The sequence below is a fragment of the Mesorhizobium japonicum MAFF 303099 genome (genome assembly GCF_000009625.1).
Classification (GTDB): Bacteria; Pseudomonadota; Alphaproteobacteria; order Rhizobiales; family Rhizobiaceae; genus Mesorhizobium; species Mesorhizobium japonicum.
In genome coordinates, this window is sequence record NC_002678.2 from 2528545 (window position 1) to 2546531 (window position 17987).

Annotated in this window: 19 protein-coding genes; 12 read left to right on the top strand and 7 right to left on the bottom strand. The window is 63.9% G+C overall.

Features of this window, described 5'->3' with window-relative positions; translation table 11 throughout:
- From MAFF_RS13405 to deoA, 4 genes are all read left to right on the top strand, one after another.
- A complete protein-coding gene (locus MAFF_RS13405; RefSeq protein WP_010911455.1) occupies window positions 1–972 on the top strand; it encodes an ABC transporter permease in 972 nt (323 codons plus the stop codon).
- 168 nt (window positions 973–1140) lie between these two features.
- The gene (cdd, locus tag MAFF_RS13410) at window positions 1141–1533 is read left to right on the top strand and encodes a cytidine deaminase (protein ID WP_010911456.1); all 393 of its coding nucleotides are present in this window, start codon (window positions 1141–1143) and stop codon (window positions 1531–1533) included.
- Window positions 1534–1563: 30 nt separating this feature from the next.
- Complete coding sequence (locus tag MAFF_RS13415; RefSeq protein WP_010911457.1) at window positions 1564–2373, top strand: purine-nucleoside phosphorylase; 810 nt, start codon at window positions 1564–1566, stop codon at window positions 2371–2373.
- Window positions 2373–3692 carry a thymidine phosphorylase gene (gene deoA / locus MAFF_RS13420; protein ID WP_010911458.1) on the top strand — a complete coding sequence of 440 codons (1320 nt, stop codon included), beginning with the start codon at window positions 2373–2375 and terminating at the stop codon, window positions 3690–3692. Before MAFF_RS13415 ends, deoA begins: the two co-directional genes overlap by 1 nt.
- On the opposite strand, the gene MAFF_RS13425 is transcribed toward deoA, so the two are convergent.
- The 3 genes from MAFF_RS13425 to MAFF_RS13435 all read right to left on the bottom strand — a co-directional run bounded on the left by MAFF_RS13425 (window position 3693) and on the right by MAFF_RS13435 (window position 6103).
- Window positions 3693–4256, bottom strand: coding sequence for a TIGR02281 family clan AA aspartic protease (locus MAFF_RS13425; protein WP_010911459.1), 564 nt, complete (start codon window positions 4254–4256; stop codon window positions 3693–3695).
- 116 nt (window positions 4257–4372) lie between these two features.
- Window positions 4373–5002, bottom strand: a complete 630-nt coding sequence (gene upp, locus MAFF_RS13430; RefSeq protein WP_010911460.1) for a uracil phosphoribosyltransferase — start codon at window positions 5000–5002, stop codon at window positions 4373–4375.
- Between the two features lie 126 nt (window positions 5003–5128).
- Window positions 5129–6103 carry an adenosine deaminase gene (locus tag MAFF_RS13435; protein WP_010911461.1) on the bottom strand — a complete coding sequence of 325 codons (975 nt, stop codon included), beginning with the start codon at window positions 6101–6103 and terminating at the stop codon, window positions 5129–5131.
- A 134-nt stretch (window positions 6104–6237) separates the two neighbouring features.
- On the opposite strand from MAFF_RS13435, the gene ubiE reads away from it, so the two are divergent.
- The 3 genes from ubiE to coaBC all read left to right on the top strand — a co-directional run bounded on the left by ubiE (window position 6238) and on the right by coaBC (window position 10217).
- The gene (ubiE, locus tag MAFF_RS13440) at window positions 6238–7014 is read left to right on the top strand and encodes a bifunctional demethylmenaquinone methyltransferase/2-methoxy-6-polyprenyl-1,4-benzoquinol methylase UbiE (RefSeq protein ID WP_010911462.1); all 777 of its coding nucleotides are present in this window, start codon (window positions 6238–6240) and stop codon (window positions 7012–7014) included.
- Window positions 7015–7081: 67 nt separating this feature from the next.
- Window positions 7082–8656 (top strand): 2-polyprenylphenol 6-hydroxylase, encoded by a 1575-nt coding sequence (gene ubiB, locus MAFF_RS13445; RefSeq protein ID WP_010911463.1) that lies wholly within the window; start codon window positions 7082–7084, stop codon window positions 8654–8656.
- Window positions 8657–8747: 91 nt separating this feature from the next.
- Window positions 8748–10217 (top strand): bifunctional phosphopantothenoylcysteine decarboxylase/phosphopantothenate--cysteine ligase CoaBC, encoded by a 1470-nt coding sequence (gene coaBC / locus MAFF_RS13450; protein ID WP_044548317.1) that lies wholly within the window; start codon window positions 8748–8750, stop codon window positions 10215–10217.
- Between the two features lie 59 nt (window positions 10218–10276).
- Here coaBC and MAFF_RS13455 read toward each other — a convergent pair whose 3' ends face one another.
- A complete protein-coding gene (locus MAFF_RS13455; RefSeq protein ID WP_044550905.1) occupies window positions 10277–10855 on the bottom strand; it encodes an invasion associated locus B family protein in 579 nt (192 codons plus the stop codon).
- A 290-nt stretch (window positions 10856–11145) separates the two neighbouring features.
- Here MAFF_RS13455 and MAFF_RS13460 point away from each other — a divergent pair, with 290 nt between their 5' ends.
- The 3 genes from MAFF_RS13460 (at window position 11146) to MAFF_RS13470 (ending at window position 15024) form a co-directional block, all read left to right on the top strand.
- Window positions 11146–11484 carry a hypothetical protein gene (locus MAFF_RS13460; protein WP_010911466.1) on the top strand — a complete coding sequence of 113 codons (339 nt, stop codon included), beginning with the start codon at window positions 11146–11148 and terminating at the stop codon, window positions 11482–11484.
- A 128-nt stretch (window positions 11485–11612) separates the two neighbouring features.
- Entirely contained in the window at window positions 11613–12089 is a 477-nt protein-coding gene (locus MAFF_RS13465) for an NUDIX hydrolase (protein ID WP_010911467.1), read from the top strand.
- Between the two features lie 460 nt (window positions 12090–12549).
- A complete protein-coding gene (locus tag MAFF_RS13470; protein WP_044548318.1) occupies window positions 12550–15024 on the top strand; it encodes an EAL domain-containing protein in 2475 nt (824 codons plus the stop codon).
- Window positions 15025–15047: 23 nt separating this feature from the next.
- Here the strand turns inward: MAFF_RS13470 and MAFF_RS13475 are convergent, their stop codons facing one another.
- Both MAFF_RS13475 and MAFF_RS13480 read right to left on the bottom strand, forming a co-directional pair.
- Window positions 15048–15587 carry a GNAT family N-acetyltransferase gene (locus MAFF_RS13475; RefSeq protein WP_010911469.1) on the bottom strand — a complete coding sequence of 180 codons (540 nt, stop codon included), beginning with the start codon at window positions 15585–15587 and terminating at the stop codon, window positions 15048–15050.
- A gap of 125 nt (window positions 15588–15712) precedes the next feature.
- Window positions 15713–15943, bottom strand: coding sequence for a YdeI/OmpD-associated family protein (locus MAFF_RS13480; RefSeq protein ID WP_010911470.1), 231 nt, complete (start codon window positions 15941–15943; stop codon window positions 15713–15715).
- A 271-nt stretch (window positions 15944–16214) separates the two neighbouring features.
- Here MAFF_RS13480 and MAFF_RS13485 point away from each other — a divergent pair, with 271 nt between their 5' ends.
- On the top strand, window positions 16215–16670 hold the full coding sequence (locus tag MAFF_RS13485; RefSeq protein WP_044548319.1) for a DUF2214 family protein: 456 nt from the start codon (window positions 16215–16217) through the stop codon (window positions 16668–16670).
- Here the strand turns inward: MAFF_RS13485 and nth are convergent.
- Window positions 16658–17470: an endonuclease III gene (gene nth / locus MAFF_RS13490; RefSeq protein WP_032931658.1), complete on the bottom strand. Its 813-nt coding sequence runs from the start codon at window positions 17468–17470 to the stop codon at window positions 16658–16660. The two genes, MAFF_RS13485 and nth, sit on opposite strands and share 13 nt — an antisense overlap.
- Window positions 17471–17492: 22 nt before the next feature.
- Here nth and MAFF_RS13495 point away from each other — a divergent pair, with 22 nt between their 5' ends.
- Entirely contained in the window at window positions 17493–17987 is a 495-nt protein-coding gene (locus MAFF_RS13495) for a DUF2244 domain-containing protein (RefSeq protein ID WP_010911473.1), read from the top strand.

Sequence of the window (17987 nt, forward strand, 5' to 3'; positions counted from 1 at the left end):
ATGGATGTCTTTATCGCCATCGTGCAGATACTCGACTCGACCATCCGCCTGTCGGTGCCACTGCTGCTCGCCTGCCTCGCCGGCCTCTTTTCCGAACGTTCCGGCATCTTCGACATCGGGCTGGAAGGCAAGATGCTGGTTGGCGCCTTCGCCGGTGCCGCCGCTGCTTCCGTGTTCCATTCGGCCTTTATCGGCCTCGGCATGGCGATCCTGATCTCGGTCGCCTTCGCCATGGTGCACGGCTTCGCCTCGATCACCCACCGCGGCAACCAGATCGTTTCCGGCGTGGCGATCAATTTTATCGCCGCCGGATCGACCATCATCCTCGGTCAGGCCTGGTTCCAGCAGGGCGGGCGCACGCCGGCGCTGCAGCCGGGCGAACGGTTCGACGCGATTGTCTGGCCCGGCGCCGAGGCGGTCAGGGACGTGCCGATCATCGGGCCGATCTATGCGGAGCTGATCTCGGGCCATTCGCTGCTGGTCTACCTCGCCTTCCTGATGGTGCCGTTCACCTGGTGGGTGCTGTTCCGCACCCGCTTCGGCCTCAGATTGCGCGCCGTCGGCGAGAACCCGGCCGCCGTCGACACCGCCGGCATTTCGGTCGCCTGGCTTCGCTACCGGGCGCTGATCTGCACCGGCATCCTCACCGGCGTCGCCGGCGCCTATCTGTCGATGGTGCAGAATGGCGGCTTCGTGAAGGACATGACCGCCGGCAAGGGCTATATCGCGCTGGCAGCACTGATCTTCGCCAAGTGGAAGCCCGTCAACGCCATGTTCGCCTGCCTGCTGTTCGGTTTCCTCGACGCGGCGGCGATCCGTCTGCAGGGCTCACCGCTGCCGATCATCGGCAAGGTGCCGGTGCAATTCATGCAGGCCTTGCCCTATATCCTCACCGTCATCCTGCTCGCCGGCTTCATCGGCAAGGCCATCCCGCCGCGAGCCGGCGGCGTGCCCTACGTCAAGGAACGCTGATGCATGTCGCCCAAAAGTGACCTCGGTTTTGGGAGAACGACATGCATAAAACAAAGAGTTAAAGCGCGTCGCCTGAATCCGTTTCGACGCGACGCGCTTTAAGGGCCGACGGCCCGGCGCGTGCCTCGCGCCGGGTTTTGGACACGATCATCGGAGAGAACAACAGAAATGTCGCATGATCTGTTCGAAGCGGCCAGGACCGCCATGGCCAAGGCCTATGCGCCCTACTCGAAATTTCCGGTGGGCGCCGCCTTGCGCACCGAGGACGGACGCGTCTTCACCGGTGCCAACATCGAAGTCGCCTCCTATCCTGAAGGCTGGTGCGCCGAGACCACCGCGCTCGGCCACTACATCATGGGCGGCGGCGGCAAGATCGTCGAAATCGCTGTCCTTGCCGAACGCATGGCCAAATGCTCGCCTTGCGGCGGCTGCCGCCAGCGGCTGGCCGAATTCTGCCAACCGGACACGAAACTCTACCTCTGCGACAATACGGGCGTGGCCGAGACCGTAACCATGGGCGACATGCTGCCCTATGGTTTCCGCGGCGACATCCTGAAATGAGGAATTGGCTCAAATGAAGAGTGGGCTGCAATGACCGAAAAGGCGGTGGACCATCTGATCGAAAGGCTGGACGGCCTGGCGCCGTCGACGGCGCTGGTGCTGGGGTCGGGCCTCGGCGTCCTTGTCGACCGGATCGAGCACCCGATCCGCGTCCCCTATGCCGACCTGCCCGGGTTCCCCCGGAGCGGCGTCAGCGGCCATGCCGGCGAAGTGGTGGCGGGCCTGTTTGGCGGAAAGCCGGTGCTGATGCTGTCCGGCCGCGCCCATTATTACGAGCATGGCAACGCGGCGGCGATGCGCCCGGTGCTGGAAGTGCTCGCCGGCATCGGCATCACCAAACTGATCCTCACCAACGCCGCCGGTTCGGTCGACCCGGACATGCCGCCGGGCTCGGTGATGATGCTCACCGACCATATCAATTTCTCCGGCAGCAATCCGCTGATCGGCGAGCCCAGCGACCGCCGCTTCGTCGGCCTGACCGAAGCCTATGATGCCGGCATCCGCAAGGCGATCGAGCGCGCCGCCAAGGCGACCGGTACCGCGCTGCACAAGGGCGTCTATATGTGGTTTTCCGGCCCGTGTTTCGAAACGCCGGCCGAAATCCGCATGGCGCGCGTCATGGGCGCCAACGCCGTCGGCATGTCGACCGTGCCGGAAGTCATTCTTGCCCGCTTCCTTGGCCTGCGCGTCGCCGCCTGTTCGGTCATCACCAATCTGGCGGCCGGCATGACCGGAGCCGAGCTTTCGCATCAGGAGACCAAGGACATGGCGCCAGTCGGCGGGTCGCGGCTGGCAACGGTCCTGCACAGAGTGTTCCGCGACGGACTGCTGGAGAGCTGATGCTTCCGCAGGAAATCATCCGCCACAAGCGAGACGGCCACAGGCTCTCGGCCGGTGAAATCGCTGCCTTCATCGGCGGCGTTACCTCGGGCGCCGTCACCGACGGCCAGGCCGCGGCTTTCGCCATGGCGGTGTTCTTCAACGGCATGAATCGCGACGAGGCCGTGGCGTTGACGCTGGCCATGCGCGATTCCGGCGACGTGCTCGACTGGTCGGACCTGCCCGGCCCGGTCACCGACAAACATTCGACCGGCGGCGTCGGCGACAATGTCTCGCTGATGCTGGCGCCGATCGTCGCCGCCTGCGGCGCCTATGTGCCGATGATCTCAGGCCGTGGCCTTGGCCATACCGGCGGCACGCTGGACAAGATGGATGCGATCCCCGGCTACATCAGCCAGCCCGATATCGCGTTGTTTCGCCAGGCGGTGCTGGAAACCGGCTGCGCCATCATCGGCCAGACCGCCGATCTGGCGCCCGCCGACCGCCGTCTCTATGCCATCCGCGACGTCACCGGCACCGTGGAATCGGTGCCGCTGATCACTGCCTCGATCCTGTCGAAGAAGCTGGCCGCCGGACTGGGCTCGCTGGTGCTCGACGTCAAGGTCGGCAATGGCGCCTTCATGGAGAGGTCGCGCGACGCGACCGCGCTCGCCAACAGTCTCGTCGAGGTCGCCAGTGGCGCCGGACTGAAGGTCTCGGCACTGATCACCGGCATGAACGAACCGCTGGCCTCGGCCGCCGGCAATGCCGTCGAGGTGCACAACGCCGTCGATTTCCTGACCGGCCGCCTGCGCGACCGACGGCTGGAGGACGTGACGCTGGCGCTGGCCGCCGAAATGCTGCAGTCGACGGGACTGGTGTCGTCCAACCAGGACGGCTTGCGGCGCGCCACCGAGACGCTCACCAGCGGCCGCGCCGCGGCCACTTTCGCACGTATGGTGGCGGTGCTTGGCGGCCCCGCCGATTTCATCGAGAAGCCGGAAAAATATTTGGCCGTGGCGCCAACGGAATTCGCGGTCAGGGCGACGACGGACGGCTTCGTCACCGGCATCGCCACGCGCGACATCGGCCTTGCGGTGGTCGGCCTGGGCGGCGGGCGCACGAGGCCTGACGACAAGATCGACCCCAGCGTCGGTATCACCCGGCTGCTGCCCATAGGCGCGGAAGTCCATGCCGGAGACGCGCTGGCACTGGTCCACGCCCGCTCACCCGCCGATGCCGAGGCGGCGGCCGCGACTGTGGTTTCGGCCTATGCGATCGGCGCCTCGAAACCAGCGGCGGACAAAACCGTCATGCGGCGGATCCTGCCGCGCGGTTGATTACTGGACGAGCAGCAGCGTACCGTTTTCGGCCTGATATTTGCCGAGCCGGTTGAGAAAGCTCATGCCGATCAGGTTGGTGCTGAGCGCCTTGTCGTCAAGCACGATGGCCTGCACGTCGTCGACACTGATGCTGCCGATCTGCAGCCGGTCGATCGTCACCACGGCCGCCTTGATCGAGCCGTTGGCGGTGTTGACCTCATGGCTGAAATCGGACGGATTGAGCGACAGCCCGATCCTGCGTGCCGTCGACGTATTGACCGCGACCAGCGTCGCGCCGGTGTCGATCATCCCGTCGACCTGACGGCCGTTGAGTTTGAAGGTGGTCGAGAAATGTCCGCGCCCGTCCGCTGTGACGGCGACCTTGCGGCCGGTCGGCAGCGGCGCGGCCGGTCTGTCGGGAACCGACGCCAGGCTGACCTGCGGTTGTGCCTCGACCTCGGGCTTGGCCGTCACCGTCGATTTCAGCAGGTTTTCGAATATCTGCGGATTCGACTGATAGATGACCGGGATCGATGCCGATGTCCCGGCAAAGACGCTGAGGATGAGAAGCTTGCGCAGCATGGATCGGCCTTTGTGAGAGCCGATTCATTATCGCCGGATGGTGTTCGCCGCTTTAACGGGCGCCGAAACCATGTCTTTGCGTAAACGCTTGGTAAATCGTACCAGGCAACCTGTTACTACTTCGTCCCGTACATGCGGTCGCCGGCGTCACCAAGGCCGGGCATGATGTAGCCCTTCTCGTTGAGCTGGCGGTCGATGGACGCGGTGAAGACCGGAACGTCCGGATGCGCCTTGGTGAAGCGCTCGATGCCTTCGGGTGCCGCCAAAAGGCAGAGGAAGCGGATATTTGTGGCGCCGCGCCCTTTCAGCTTGTCGATCGCCGCGATCGCCGAATTGGCGGTCGCCAGCATCGGGTCGACGACGATCACCAGCCGGTCGGCGAGATCGCTCGGCGCCTTGAAGAAATATTCGACCGCTTCCAGCGTCTCGTGGTCGCGATAGAGGCCGATATGGGCGACGCGCGCCGCCGGCACCAGGTCGAGCAGGCCTTCCAGCAGACCGTTGCCGGCGCGCAGCACCGAAGCAAACACCAGCTTCTTGCCCTCCAGCGTCGGCGCTTCCATGGTCTCGATCGGCGTTTCGATGGTTGTTGTCGTCAGCTCGAGATTGCGCGTGACCTCGTAGCCGAGCAGCAGCGATATCTCGCGCAACAGCCGCCTGAAACCGGCCGTGGACGTCTCCTTCTTGCGCATGATGGTCAGCTTGTGCTGGACAAGCGGATGGTCGACGACGGTGACGCCCTTCATGATGTTCTCCTGATGCGTGTCGCCCGGCGCGCGGACGCGCTTCAGGCAGCTGGAACGACCCTAGCGACTATGGACCGGCCAAGGAACCGCTTGGCCGCCATCGACCACAGCTTTGTCGGAAGAAAATCAGCGCGCCGCGCCGTTCAGCCGGGCAAGAAGTGCCGCCTTGGTCTTCCTGTCGACAAAGGCGGCTTCGATGGCGGTTCTGGTGACGGCGGCAAGCGCCTTTTCGTTCATCGCAAAATGCTCCGCCGCGATATCGTATTCGCGCTTCAGCGAGGTCCAGAAATAGGGCGGGTCGTCGGAGTTGAGCGTCACCTTGCAGCCGGCGGCCTGCAAGGCCGGGAGCGGATGGTCGGCAAAACTGTCGAACACCTTGAGCGCGATGTTGGAGCCGGGGCAGCACTCCAGAACGATGCCTTCGTCGGCGATGCGGCGGACAAGGTCCGGGTTCTCGATGGCGCGCACGCCGTGGCCGATGCGCGAGGGGCGGATATGGTCAAGCGCCGCCTGGACAGTCTCCCAGCCCGTCAGTTCGCCGGCATGGATGGTGATGCCGAGCCCGGCCTCTCGCGCGATCTCGAAAGCCCTGACATAGTCCTCCATCTCACCCACGCGCTCGTCGCCGGCAACGCCGAAGCCAGTGACCAGCGGATTGCCGCAGCGCGCCGCGAAGCGCGCCGCCCGTTCGATCGATTCCACGCCGACATGGCGCACGCCGGTGACGATCATGCGGCCCTCTATGCCGGTCTTGGCCTTGGCGCGCAGCATGCCTTCGCCCAGCGCATCGGTATAGGCCTTGGGCGAGAGCCCGGCTTTCGTCGCATGGTCCGGCGAGGTGAAGACTTCGGAATAGATGGCGCCATCGCGGGCAAGGCTGGTCAGGTAGTGATCGGCCAGCCGGGCGTAATCCTCTTCGGTGCGGAACAGTTCGGCGGAAAAATCGTAAGCCGCGAGAAAGGACGTAAAATCGTGCCAGACGAAGGAACCGTTTTGGATATAGGGCGCGGTGTCCTTGCCGTATTTCTGCGCCTGGCGGATGACGAGTTCGGGCGCCGCTGCCCCTTCAATGTGGCAGTGCAGTTCCGCTTTCAAAGGCATTCAAACATCCCGTCGGTCAGTCCAGGTCTTGAAAACCCACCACCTGGAAGCGCGGCTGAACACCGCGCCTTAAACAATAGCGCCCACAGCATCGATCGGCTATGGTCCCGCCGGTTTTATGACGGATCAAAAAAATGTCAGTTGAGAGAACCACGGCCGCGGGCGGCATGGAAACCTCCTATGGTTTCAAGCGTGTGGGGGAAGGCGAGAAGCAGTCCCTGGTCAACGATGTTTTCCACAAGGTCGCCAACCGCTACGACCTGATGAACGACCTGATGTCGGCCGGCCTGCATCGGCTGTGGAAGGATGCCATGGTCACCTGGCTCAACCCGCCGAAGCGGCCGGGCTGGAAGGTCCTGGACGTGGCCGGCGGCACCGGCGATATCGCCTTCCGCATCGTCGACGCCAGCCACGGCAATGCGCATGCCACGGTGCTCGACATCAACGGCTCGATGCTGGGTGTCGGCCGCGATCGGGCGCAAAAGAAGGGCCTGTCCGGCAACACCGATTTCGTCGAGGCCAATGCCGAGGAACTGCCCTTTGCCGATGCTACCTTCGACGCCTACACCATCGCTTTCGGCATCCGCAACGTGCCACGCATCGATGTCGCGCTCAGCGAGGCGTTTCGCGTGCTGAAGCCGGGTGGCCGGTTCCTGTGCCTGGAATTTTCCGAGGTCGAGATGCCGCTGCTCGACAAGGCCTATGAAGCCTGGTCGTTCAACGCCATCCCCAAGATCGGCAAGATGGTCACCGGCGACGGCGAGCCCTATTCCTATCTGGTTGAATCGATCGCGAAATTCCCCAACCAGCAGAATTTCGCGGCGATGATTTCCCGCGCCGGTTTCGACCGCGTTTCCTTCCGCAATTATTCCGGCGGTATTGCCGCGCTTCATTCGGGCTGGAAGCTTTGAGGCTGGCCCGCATTTCTCATCCCCGATATGGCTCATGCCGGTCGCGAGAACCGGCCTGGGTGCGGCCATGAGCAGCGTCGGCGCTGGTTTCAGGCTCGCGCGGGCCGGCTGGGTGCTGGTGCGCGAGGGCGTTATCGCCGCCCTACCGGGCGAGGAACTGTCCGGTCTGCCGAAATTCGGCTGGCAACTGGCGCGGCTGTTCACCCGCCGCCGCGCGCTCGCCTATCAGCGCAGCGACCGGCTGGCCAAGGCCGTGGTCCGGCTCGGCCCGTCCTATGTCAAGCTCGGCCAGTTCCTGGCAACACGGCCCGACGTCGTCGGCAACGACATGGCGCTCGATCTCGCCATGTTGCAGGACAAGATGCACACCTTCCCGAAGGCCGAGGCTGTCGCGGCCATCGAAGCCTCGCTCGGGCGCAAGGTGCGCGATCTCTACGCGGAGTTCGGCGACCCGGTCGCCGCCGCTTCCATCGCCCAGGTCCATGCCGCCGAAGCCATCCATGATGGCGTTGCCACCAAGGTCGCGGTGAAGGTCATCCGGCCCGGTGTGCGCCGCCGGTTCTTCCAGGATCTCGAAAGCTATTTCCTCGCCGCCCGCCTGCAGGAGAAGTACATCCCGTCCTCGCGCCGGCTGCGGCCTGTCGAGGTGACCGAGACGCTGGCGCAGACCACCAAGATCGAGATGGATTTGCGCCTCGAGGCGGCGGCACTCTCCGAACTTGGTGAGAACACCAAGGACGATCCGGGCTTCCGCGTGCCATCCGTCGACTGGGAACGCACCGGCCGCGACGTGCTGACCATGGAATGGGTCGACGGCGTCAAGATGAACAACATCGCCGGCCTGGAGGAGGCCGGCCATGATCTGAAGGCGATCGCCGCCAATCTCATCCAGTCGTTCCTGCGCCATACGCTGCGTGACGGTTTCTTCCACGCCGACATGCACCCCGGAAACCTGTTCGTCGAAGCCAACGGCACCATCGTCGCCGTCGATCTCGGCATTGCCGGACGTCTCGGCAAGAAGGAGCGCCGCTTCCTCGCCGAAATCCTCTACGGCTTCATCACGCGCGACTATCTGCGCGTCGCCGAAGTGCATTTCGAGGCCGGCTACGTGCCGCGCCAGCACAATGTCGCGGCCTTCGCGCAGGCGATTCGCGCCATCGGCGAGCCGATTCACGGCCAGCCAGCCGAGACCATTTCCATGGCCAAGCTCCTGACGCTGCTGTTCGAGGTGACCGAACTCTTCGACATGGCGACACGGCCGGAGCTGATCCTGCTGCAGAAGACCATGGTCGTGGTCGAAGGCGTGGCGCGCACGCTCGATCCAGCCTTCAACATGTGGAAGACCGCCGAGCCGGTGGTCGGCGGCTGGATCGCCGGAAACCTTGGCCCGCGCATCATGATGATCGATGCGCGCGACGGTGCCAAGGCGCTGCTGACGCTGGCCCGCCAGGCGCCGGAGCTTGCCGCGCGCACCGACCGGCTGTCGCGCGAGATCGACCTGATGGCCGAGCACGGCCTGCGTTTCGACGAGACCACGGCGCGTGCCATCGGCAAGGCCGAGGCGCGCTACAGCCGCTCCGGCCGCGTCGCGCTGTGGGTGATCGCATTGACGCTGGTCTATATCGCCTGGAAGATTCTCTAGGCCTGGAAATCGAAGCTCGAGCTGACAACTTGCGGCGAGTTGATTGCATTGCTATCATTGCTATCGGTCAGCATGAGCAAAGTGCAATCACATGGCAAGCATCACGATCCGCAACCTTGACGATGAGGTCAAGGAGTTGCTGCGCCGGCTGGCGGCGGAAAACAACCGCTCCATGGAAGAACAGGCGCGGGTGATGATCCGGGCCGCTGTCGACGGCCAGATCGGGCCCGGCCGCATCGACCAGATCGAAAAGACCTTGCGCGAACTGACCAGCACGCACAATGCGGCGACCCCGGTTGCGACCCCTGCAGGCAGGACCCTTCCGCAGGGTACGCTTTCCGGCAAGCGCATCCTGCTCATCATCGGCGGCGGCATCGCCGCCTACAAGGCGCTCGACCTGATCCGCCGGTTGCGCGAGCGCGGTGCGGCGGTGCGGGTGGTGATGACAGCGGCTGCACGGGAATTCGTCACCACCCTGTCGGTAGGCGCGCTGTCGACCGACCACGTCTTCACCGAACTGTTCGACCGCAATGACGAGCATGATGTCGGCCATATCAGGCTGTCGCGCGAGGCTGATCTTCTGGTCGTGGCGCCCGCCACCGCCGATCTGATGGCCAAGCTCGCCAACGGCCATGCCAACGATCTCGCCTCCACCGTGCTGCTGGCCACCGACAAGCCGGTGCTGATGGCGCCGGCGATGAATCCGAAAATGTGGTCGCATGCCGCGACCCGCCGCAACCGTGCGACCTTGGGCAAGGACGGCGTCACTTTCGTCGGCCCGGCCAGGGGCGAGATGGCCGAAAGCAATGAGGCAGGCGAAGGCCGCATGGCCGAACCGCTGGAGATCGTCGCCGCGGTCGAGGCGCGGCTCGATGCCGGCCCCAGGCCGTTGGCAGGGCGCAAGATCATCGTCACCTCCGGCCCGACGCACGAACCGATCGACCCGGTGCGCTATATCGCCAACCGTTCCTCCGGCAAGCAGGGCCATGCCATCGCCGCGGCGTTGGCGAGGCTTGGCGCCGATGTGCACCTCGTCTCCGGTCCTGTAAGCATCGCCGACCCAGCCGGTGTGAAGACCATTCATGTCGAGCGCGCGCAAGAGATGCGCGATGCGGTTGAACAGCTTCTGCCCGCCGACGCCGCGGTGTTCGTCGCCGCCGTCGCCGACTGGCGCAGCGAGAATTCGGCCGACGAGAAGATCAAGAAGGTGGCGGGTGAAGGACCGCCAGTGCTGCGCATGATCGAGAACCCCGACATCCTTGCCGGCGTCGGCCATCACAGCCAGCGGCCCGGCTTGGTCGTCGGCTTCGCCGCCGAGACGCAGGATCTTTTGCGCAACGCCCAGGCCAAGCTCGCGAAGAAAGGCGCCGACCTGATCGTCGCCAACGATGTGTCGCACGAAAGCGGCATCGGCCCTTCAGGCGTCATGGGCGGCGATCGCAACCGGGTGCGGATCGTGTCGAAGGCCGGCGTCGAGGAATGGCCTGAGATGACCAAGGACGAGGTGGCGGCGCGGCTCGCCACCTTCATTGCCGAGCGGCTGAAAACGATCGTCGTTTGAACTGTATTGGACGCGCGGTGCCAGTTGGGCGCCGCGCGTCAAATTCCGGCCTCAGGCCGTCAGTTGGACAAAAGTTCCGCCGTGCGGGCGAGCGCGCCACCGAAGCCGTTGAGCGGAATGGAGAAGCTCACCGCTTGCCCGGTATCGGCCGCGAAGGCGTCGATCTTCAACGTGGTGCCGTTCTTGAGCAGCGGCGTGACATTGGCGTCGAACGCCACCGGCACCAGGCAGCCGACGACTTGGCAAGTGTTGAACGCCAGGCTGCCGTCCAGCTTCTGGTCGTCAATGGTTAGGGTGACGCCCTTGGCGAGCGCCAGCCCGAATGGCAAGGCAAGGGTGCCGGTGGCACCTTCGCCCGTCTTGCTCGACAGTTCGATCGCCAGCAGCCGCTGGTTGCTTTGCTTGTTGAACTGCTGGTGCGACAGGCTGCAGACCTTGTTCGTGCCCGATATCTGGCAATTGACCGTCCAGTCGCCATGGGTTTCGGACAAGGCCGATGCCCCGCCGGGCAGTTGCGGCGCATCAGCCGCGGCGGGCGGCGCCGCCACCTTGTCGCCCTTGGTCTGCGCGGCCATCGCCGGCACACCGGCGATACAGGCCACAGCCAGCATCGCAACCAAATGCGCGTATTTCCTCATCAAGACCTCTCCCGCCCGGCTCCGTCTCGAGCCAGCCTGGAAACTGACCGTGAGAGACGCGCTGACTGCATTCTGTTTGACCGTTTCCCCGAAGGCGCCGTTGTACCTGACGAACATGCCGACGCCACTGACGCCATTCAGCTCGAGGCCGGCGCCGACCCGATAGAGCGGCGAATCGATCGCTTCCGTCAAGTGCAATGCGAGGTTGCCGGGCAGATTCTCTACCGCCGCGAAGCGGTGACCGATGGACCAGCCATGGCATCGCCAGACAAACACCCTATATTGCGGAAATGAACAGGATTTTTCGCAGGAATGCGCCAATGTTGGCGCGTCGACTATCGATGAGATTTGCATCGGCGGTGCTGGCCACGACTCTTGTGGCCGGCTTTGCGCTGCCCGCTTCCGCGCAAGTGGCCAATCCCGCGATCAACAGCAACACGCTGATCCAGCAGAACGATCTGCAGGCCTTGCAGAGCCGCATCCAGCGGCAGCAATTCCAGCAGCAGCAACAGCAGTATCGCGACCAGGACCGCGTGATCGTCCAGCAGCCACCGCCGGTCGTGCCGCAAGTCAGGTCGGGCTGCCAGACGCGGATAATCGGCACCACCGCCGTCAGCACCTGCCGCTGACTGCCGGCCCGCTCTTTTATTTAGCCGACTTACATGATAGGCACCTTCTGGTGCCCCTGCGGCAGTTTGGGTTTTGCAAAGGCGCCGCATCGCGATATGGGGGCACTGCACCCGACTGGATTTGACGAATGGCAGCCACCAAGAAGAAGGCCGTGCGCAAGGCTAAGAAAGGCGAGCGGATCCGCCAGGTGGCGGCGATCCCCTTTCGGTTGACCGCGGGTGGGAATTTCGAGGTGATGCTGGTCACGTCGAGGACGACGAGACGCTTCATCGTCCCCAAGGGATGGCCGATGAAAGGCAAGAGCGGACGCAAGGCAGCCACCATCGAGGCTATGGAAGAAGCCGGCGTGCTTGGCAAGACCCTGAAGCAGCCTGCCGGCACCTATTCCTACTGGAAGCGGCTGACCAACCGCTTTATCCGTGTCGACGTCATCGTCTATCTGCTTGAGGTGACCGAGGAATTGGCCAACTGGCAGGAAGCCAAGCGGCGGCAGCGGGCCTGGCTGGCGCCGGCCGACGCGGCGATGTTGATCGACGAACCTGATCTTTCGACGCTGGTTGAGACCTTGACGCTTCCCCAGTCTGCGCCGACTGGCGCGGCCTGATGCAATTCCTCAGGCGCGCGTACCGCCCTCTTCGGGAAGAGGGCGCACCGGCGTGCCGGTATAGGCCCACAACCATTTGCGCGGCAGCGGCCCGCGCTGCCCGCGCTACCCGCGCCTTCGGCGAGGATGCCTTGATGCTTGAACAGGCAAGTCTTGCGGCGGAGGCGCCGCCCTAACCCGCGCGGTTACAGGTCCGAACAGGGCCGACAAGCTTCGAATACAAACTGATTCAACTTGAAGCAGTCACTTGACGTTGCGTAATATTCAGCCACCCAAATCAAGAAAAGGCCTCATAGAGAACGGAACTATTTATTTGCTGTTAAGTCCCTCGTGATACCCGGTTGTTGTCGCCATTTGCGACATAAGGGGAAGAAAGTCGTCTCAACCGACGGGTGAAACAGTCGGACAGGCGCGCTGACAGGATCATGGCACGTCCGTGAATTCGAAGAAGCCGTCATCGATGGAAGTCAGCCCCCGCCTTCTCGGGCTCGTCTGGCCGTTCATCGCCGTCGTCCTCATCCAGGCGCTGGTCGCCAGCCTCAGCCTGTACACGCTTTCGGCGGTTCGCGCCTATGTCGGTGGGGAAAGCCAGTGGTCCAAGGGGCAAAAGCACGCCATTTATTTCCTCAGCCTCTATGCGGACACCGGCAATGAGGAGTTCTTCACCGAGTATCGCGAAGCGATCGCCGTTCCGCTGGCCGACCGCTCGGCCCGCCTGGCGCTCGAGCAGCCCGAGCCCGATACAGAGGCAGCGCGCGCAGGCTTCCTGCAAGGTAGAAACCACCCGGACGACGTCGCCGGGTTGATCTGGCTGTTCCATAATTTCCGGAACTTCAGCTATCTCGATACCGCTATTCGGCACTGGGCGGCAGCCGACACGATGATCCTCGCCATCCAGCGGCTCGGCGACACGATGCATGCGACGCTGGGCAAGGGGCCGGCGTCGACGGCCGAGATCAGCACCTGGAAGGCGGAAATTCATCGGCTCGATCGTCAGGTCACCCCATTGTCCAAGGCCTTCTCGGACAGCCTCGGCGAGGGATCGCGCTTCATCCGGATGCTGCTTACCTTTGCCAATCTCGTCACCGCCGCCTTGTTGATCCTGCTTGCCGTGTTGCGCACGCGCAAGCTCCTGGCGCAGCGCCAGGCCTTCCAGCTGGCGCTGAATGCCGAGCGCGAGCGCGCCCAGATCACACTGGCTTCGATCGGCCAGGCCGTCATCAGCACCGGCCGTGACGGGCGGCTCGACTACATGAACGCGGTCGCCGAGAAGCTGCTGGCCTGCCCGTTCGGCGCTACCAGGGGCAAGCCGATCGCATCGCTCTTTCGCCTGGTCGACAAGGACACCGGCGTTGAAGAAACGCAGTTGGTCGGGCGTCTGCTGGCCGGCGAAGCGCGCCGTTCCAGCGCCCGTCCGCAATTGCTCCAGCGGCCTGACGGCTCCGTTGTTCCAGTCGCGCTGACCGGCGCCCCGCTGCTCGTTTCCGGTGATGTCGTCGGCGCCGTGCTCGCCTTCCACGACATGACGCGCGAAGAGGATTACATCGAGCGGCTTTCGTGGCAGGCTTCGCATGATGCGTTGACCGGGCTCGCCGACCGGCGCGATTTCGAAAGCCGGCTGGAAAGGACCATCGTCGAATTGCGGGGCCAGCCCCGGCAGCACGCCTTGATGTATCTCGATCTCGATCAGTTCAAGCTGGTCAACGATACGTGCGGCCATGCGGCGGGCGACCAGTTGCTGCGCCAGATCTCGGCGCTGCTGACCTGCGAATTGCGGCCGGGCGACGTGCTGGCACGATTGGGCGGCGATGAGTTCGGCGTGCTGCTCGTCGATTGTGAAGCCGACGAAGCATGCGACATCGCCGAACGGCTGCGCGCGGCGGTGCAGAACCTGCATTTCGTCTGGGATGGTAGGCCGCTCAACACCAGCGTCAGTGTCGGCATGGTGGAGATCGCCAATGCGCAGGTGACGATCGAGGAAACGCTGCGGGCCGCCGACGTCGCCTGCTACATGGCCAAGGAAAAGGGCCGCAACCGCGTCCAGATTCACAGCGACTGCGACGTGGACTTGCGCGAGCGTTTCGGCGAGATGGCCTGGGTGCAGCGCCTGCACGCCGCGCTGGAGCAAAACCGTTTCCGGCTTCATGCGCAGGAGATCTGGCCGCTCAACGACGACATCGTCGAGGCGGGAGCGCATATAGAGATCCTGTTGCGGCTGACCGACGAAGACGGCAGCTTCGTCACCCCACAGAGTTTCATTCCAGCGGCCGAGCGCTATGGCCTGATGCCATCGATCGACCGCTGGGTGGTGCGTAACACCTTCCGCATCCTGGCCGCCCGGCAGGCCGATCCGCGCACATCGCCGATCACAACTTGCGCCATCAATCTTTCGGGCGCGACTTTTGGTGACGAGAGCTTTCTCGGCTTCCTGAGCGAACAGTTCCTCATCCACGGCATTTCGCCTGCCATGATCTGCCTGGAGATCACAGAAACCAGCGCTATCGCCAATCTCACCAGTGCCATGCGCTTCATTGCCGATCTGCGCGGGCTGGGCTGCCGCTTCGCGCTCGACGATTTCGGCTCCGGCATGTCGTCCTTCGGGTATCTGAAGCACCTGCCGGTCGACTACCTCAAGATCGACGGCAGCTTCGTCAAGGACATGCTGGACGACCGCATCGACCGCGCCATGGTCGAGATGATCCACCACATCGGCAAGGTCATGGGCAAGCTTACCATCGCCGAGTTCGTCGAGAGCGACGGTATCGCCGCCGCTCTGAAGACCATCGGCGTCGACTATGCCCAGGGCTATGGGATCGCCAGACCGACGCCGTTCGATGCCTCGACGGTGCTGCTAGGCCGGGGCGTCACGCCGGCCGCCGAAAGCGTCGATCCATGGGCCGATCTGGCGCGGAAGCTGCGCCGTAAGGCGGGCTAGTCTAGGGGAGTTGCAATCCCGGTTCAGGACAGCCGCTCCAGCAGCACGGTCGGGGCGTCGTGATAGGTGGTCCGCAACACCTCGCGATAACCGACCTTGCCAGCGACGTTCAACGAGGCGGTATTCTCGGGATCAATGATGCAGACGGTTTTCACCCGTCCGAAGGTTTCTTCGCCCCAGGCCAGCACACGGCCGACGACCTCTGTGGCAAGACCTACCCCATGCACGGCCGGCGCCAGTGCCCATCCGGCCTCGGGAATGCCTTCGATCGAAGGTTCCATGTCGCGCTTCAGATCGTGAAACCCGGCCTCGCCGACGAAGCGGCCCGTCGCCTTCTCCTCGATCGCCCAGAAGCCGTAGCCGAGCAGCGACCACAGGCCGGCATGACGCAGGAAGCGCATCCAGCTTTCCTCGCGCGTGCGCGGCTTGCCGCCGATGAAGCGGGTGACGGCCGGGTCGGCCCACATCGTTGAATAGGCGTCGAAATCCGCCAGCCGGTGTGCCCGCAGAATGGTTCGCTGCGTCTCGATGACAGGGGCGACGGTCACTTGGCGGTTGTTCATGGGATTTGCCTCGCTGCAGGTGCCCGCGCTTAGCAAATCGGTCCTGCGGTGCAAGGGCCAGTTGAAGACGCGCCATCATCCAGAACCGCAGTGTGCAAGGTTCTGCAGCAGCCCGTAGCAGATCTTCAGCCGCGCCAAACCATGTTCATGTAGACGCCGCCACGTTGCAATTCGTCCAGCATCTGGTCGAGCCGCTTCTGCCTTGTGTCCGGGCGCTTGGCGCGGGCAATCCAGCCGAGATAGTCGTTCTTCTGGTAGTCCGGCCGGGCCTCATAAGCCGTTGTCAGGCCACGCTCCACCAGGGCGGCGTGGATCAGGTCAGGCATCGGATTAAGGGGGCGTTTCAGTCTGGTCATGCTTGCAAACCTAGAGCAATTCCAGGAAAAGTGTGAGCGGCTTTCCGTCCGGAATTGCGTCAAAACAAAGAGTTAGAGTGGTTCGCCGTTTCCATGAAACGGTGAAACGCTCTAACGTGCCCGGATCGGGCGTCGACGCAACCTGTGGTTAGGGACCAGCTTTCTATGGGAATTCTGCCCGACGGTGTTATTTTCCCGGCAGGCTGATTCAGCACATTTGCGGCGCGACCTTTTCAGACGCGGGGCTGGTGCTCAAACCCAGGGAAAAAGTATGGACACGACCGACCTTGTGCTTGCCATTGTCCATCATCTGCTGGTGTTTTCCCTGGCAGGAATCATCGGCGCCGAATTCGTGCTGATCCGCGGCGACCTGCCCGCCGTAACCCTCAAGCGGCTCGCCGGCATCGACCGCCACTATGGCATCATCGCCTCACTCATCATCATCGTCGGCATCGCCCGTGTCTTCTGGAGCCTCAAGGGATGGGAGTTCTACGTTTACAACTGGATGTTCTGGGCCAAGATGGCGGCATTCGGCATCGTCGGCCTGCTGTCGATCATCCCGACCGTGCGCTTCATTTCCTGGAACCGGCAGGCCGGCGCCAATCCCTCCTTCTCCGTGCCGGCGGGCGAACTGGCCTCGGTGAAGACCTATATCCGCGCCGAGGCGCTCGTCTTCCTGCTGATCCCGGTTTTCGCGGCGGCGATGGCGCGCGGCTACGGTATCTGATCGCCAACGGCCACGGCTTCAAGCGGAGCGATCGGCACCAGCGGCGCTGGAATGCTGCTCGTCTTCTCCTCAGCCTTACAGATGTCAGCGATGACGCAGGCCGGGCAATCCGGCTTGCGTGCCTTGCAGACATAACGGCCATGCAGGATCAGCCAGTGATGCGCATGGCGCATATATTCGTCCGGGATGATCTTCAGCAGCCCTTGCTCGACCTGTTCGGGCGTCTTGCCGGGCGCCAGGCCGAGCCGGTTGCCGATCCGAAAGATGTGCGTGTCGACTGCCATCGTATGCTGGCCGAAGGCCATGTTCAGCACGACATTGGCGGTCTTGCGCCCGACGCCAGGCAGCTTGACCAGCTCGTCACGACCGTCAGGCACCACGCCGCCATGATCGCGGATCAGCGCTTCCGACAGCGCGATGACGTTCTTGGCTTTGTTGCGCCACAGGCCGATGGTCCTGATATAGTCGCCGACCTTGGCCTCACCCAGCGCCAGCATCTTCCGCGGCGTATCAGCGACCTTGAATAGCGCGCGCGTCGCCTTGTTGACGCCGGCGTCCGTCGCCTGTGCCGAAAGCACCACCGCCACCAGCAGCGTGAAGGCGTTGACGTGTTCGAGCTCGCCCTTCGGCTCCGGCCGCTGGACCGAAAAACGGCGGAAGATCTCGTGCACCTCCGCCGGACTGTAGCGCGGAGTCCGCCGCACCGGCCGTGGGCGCGGCTTGGCGTTCGAGCCGTCGCGTCGTCCGGCCGGTAGGTCTTTTTCGGGCATGGAAGAATCTTTGGACTTGGGGCTCGCCATTTCCCTCCTATAATATCCCGTCATGAGCGACACAAACGCCTCGTTCCAGGCTGACGAGCCCTTCTTTCACGCATTGCTGACCCCACACCGGTCGCTGGGCAGGAAGGGCTTCCTGGTCCTGATGGGCGCGCTGTCGTTCGGCTGGCTGGGGACCGGCGCGTTCTTCCTGTCGCGCGGCGCCTGGCCGGTATTCGGCTTCTTCGGCCTTGACGTGGTCGCCGTCTACATCGCCTTCCGCGCCAACTACCGCGCCGCCCGCGCCCGCGAAGAGGTGTCGGTCTCGCGTACCACCCTCGACATCCGCAAGACGGCCCCTTCGGGAAAATCGGAGGCCCACCGCTTCAACCCGTTCTGGGCACGGTTTTCGGTCGCTCGTCACGCCGAGATCGGCATCACCAGAATGACGGTTGAAGGCCAAGGCCAGAACGTGCCGATCGGCGGTTTTCTCGATCCCGAGTCCCGCGAGAGTTTTGCGACGGCTTTTTCACGCGCGCTGGCGACCGCCAAGGCGCGCTGA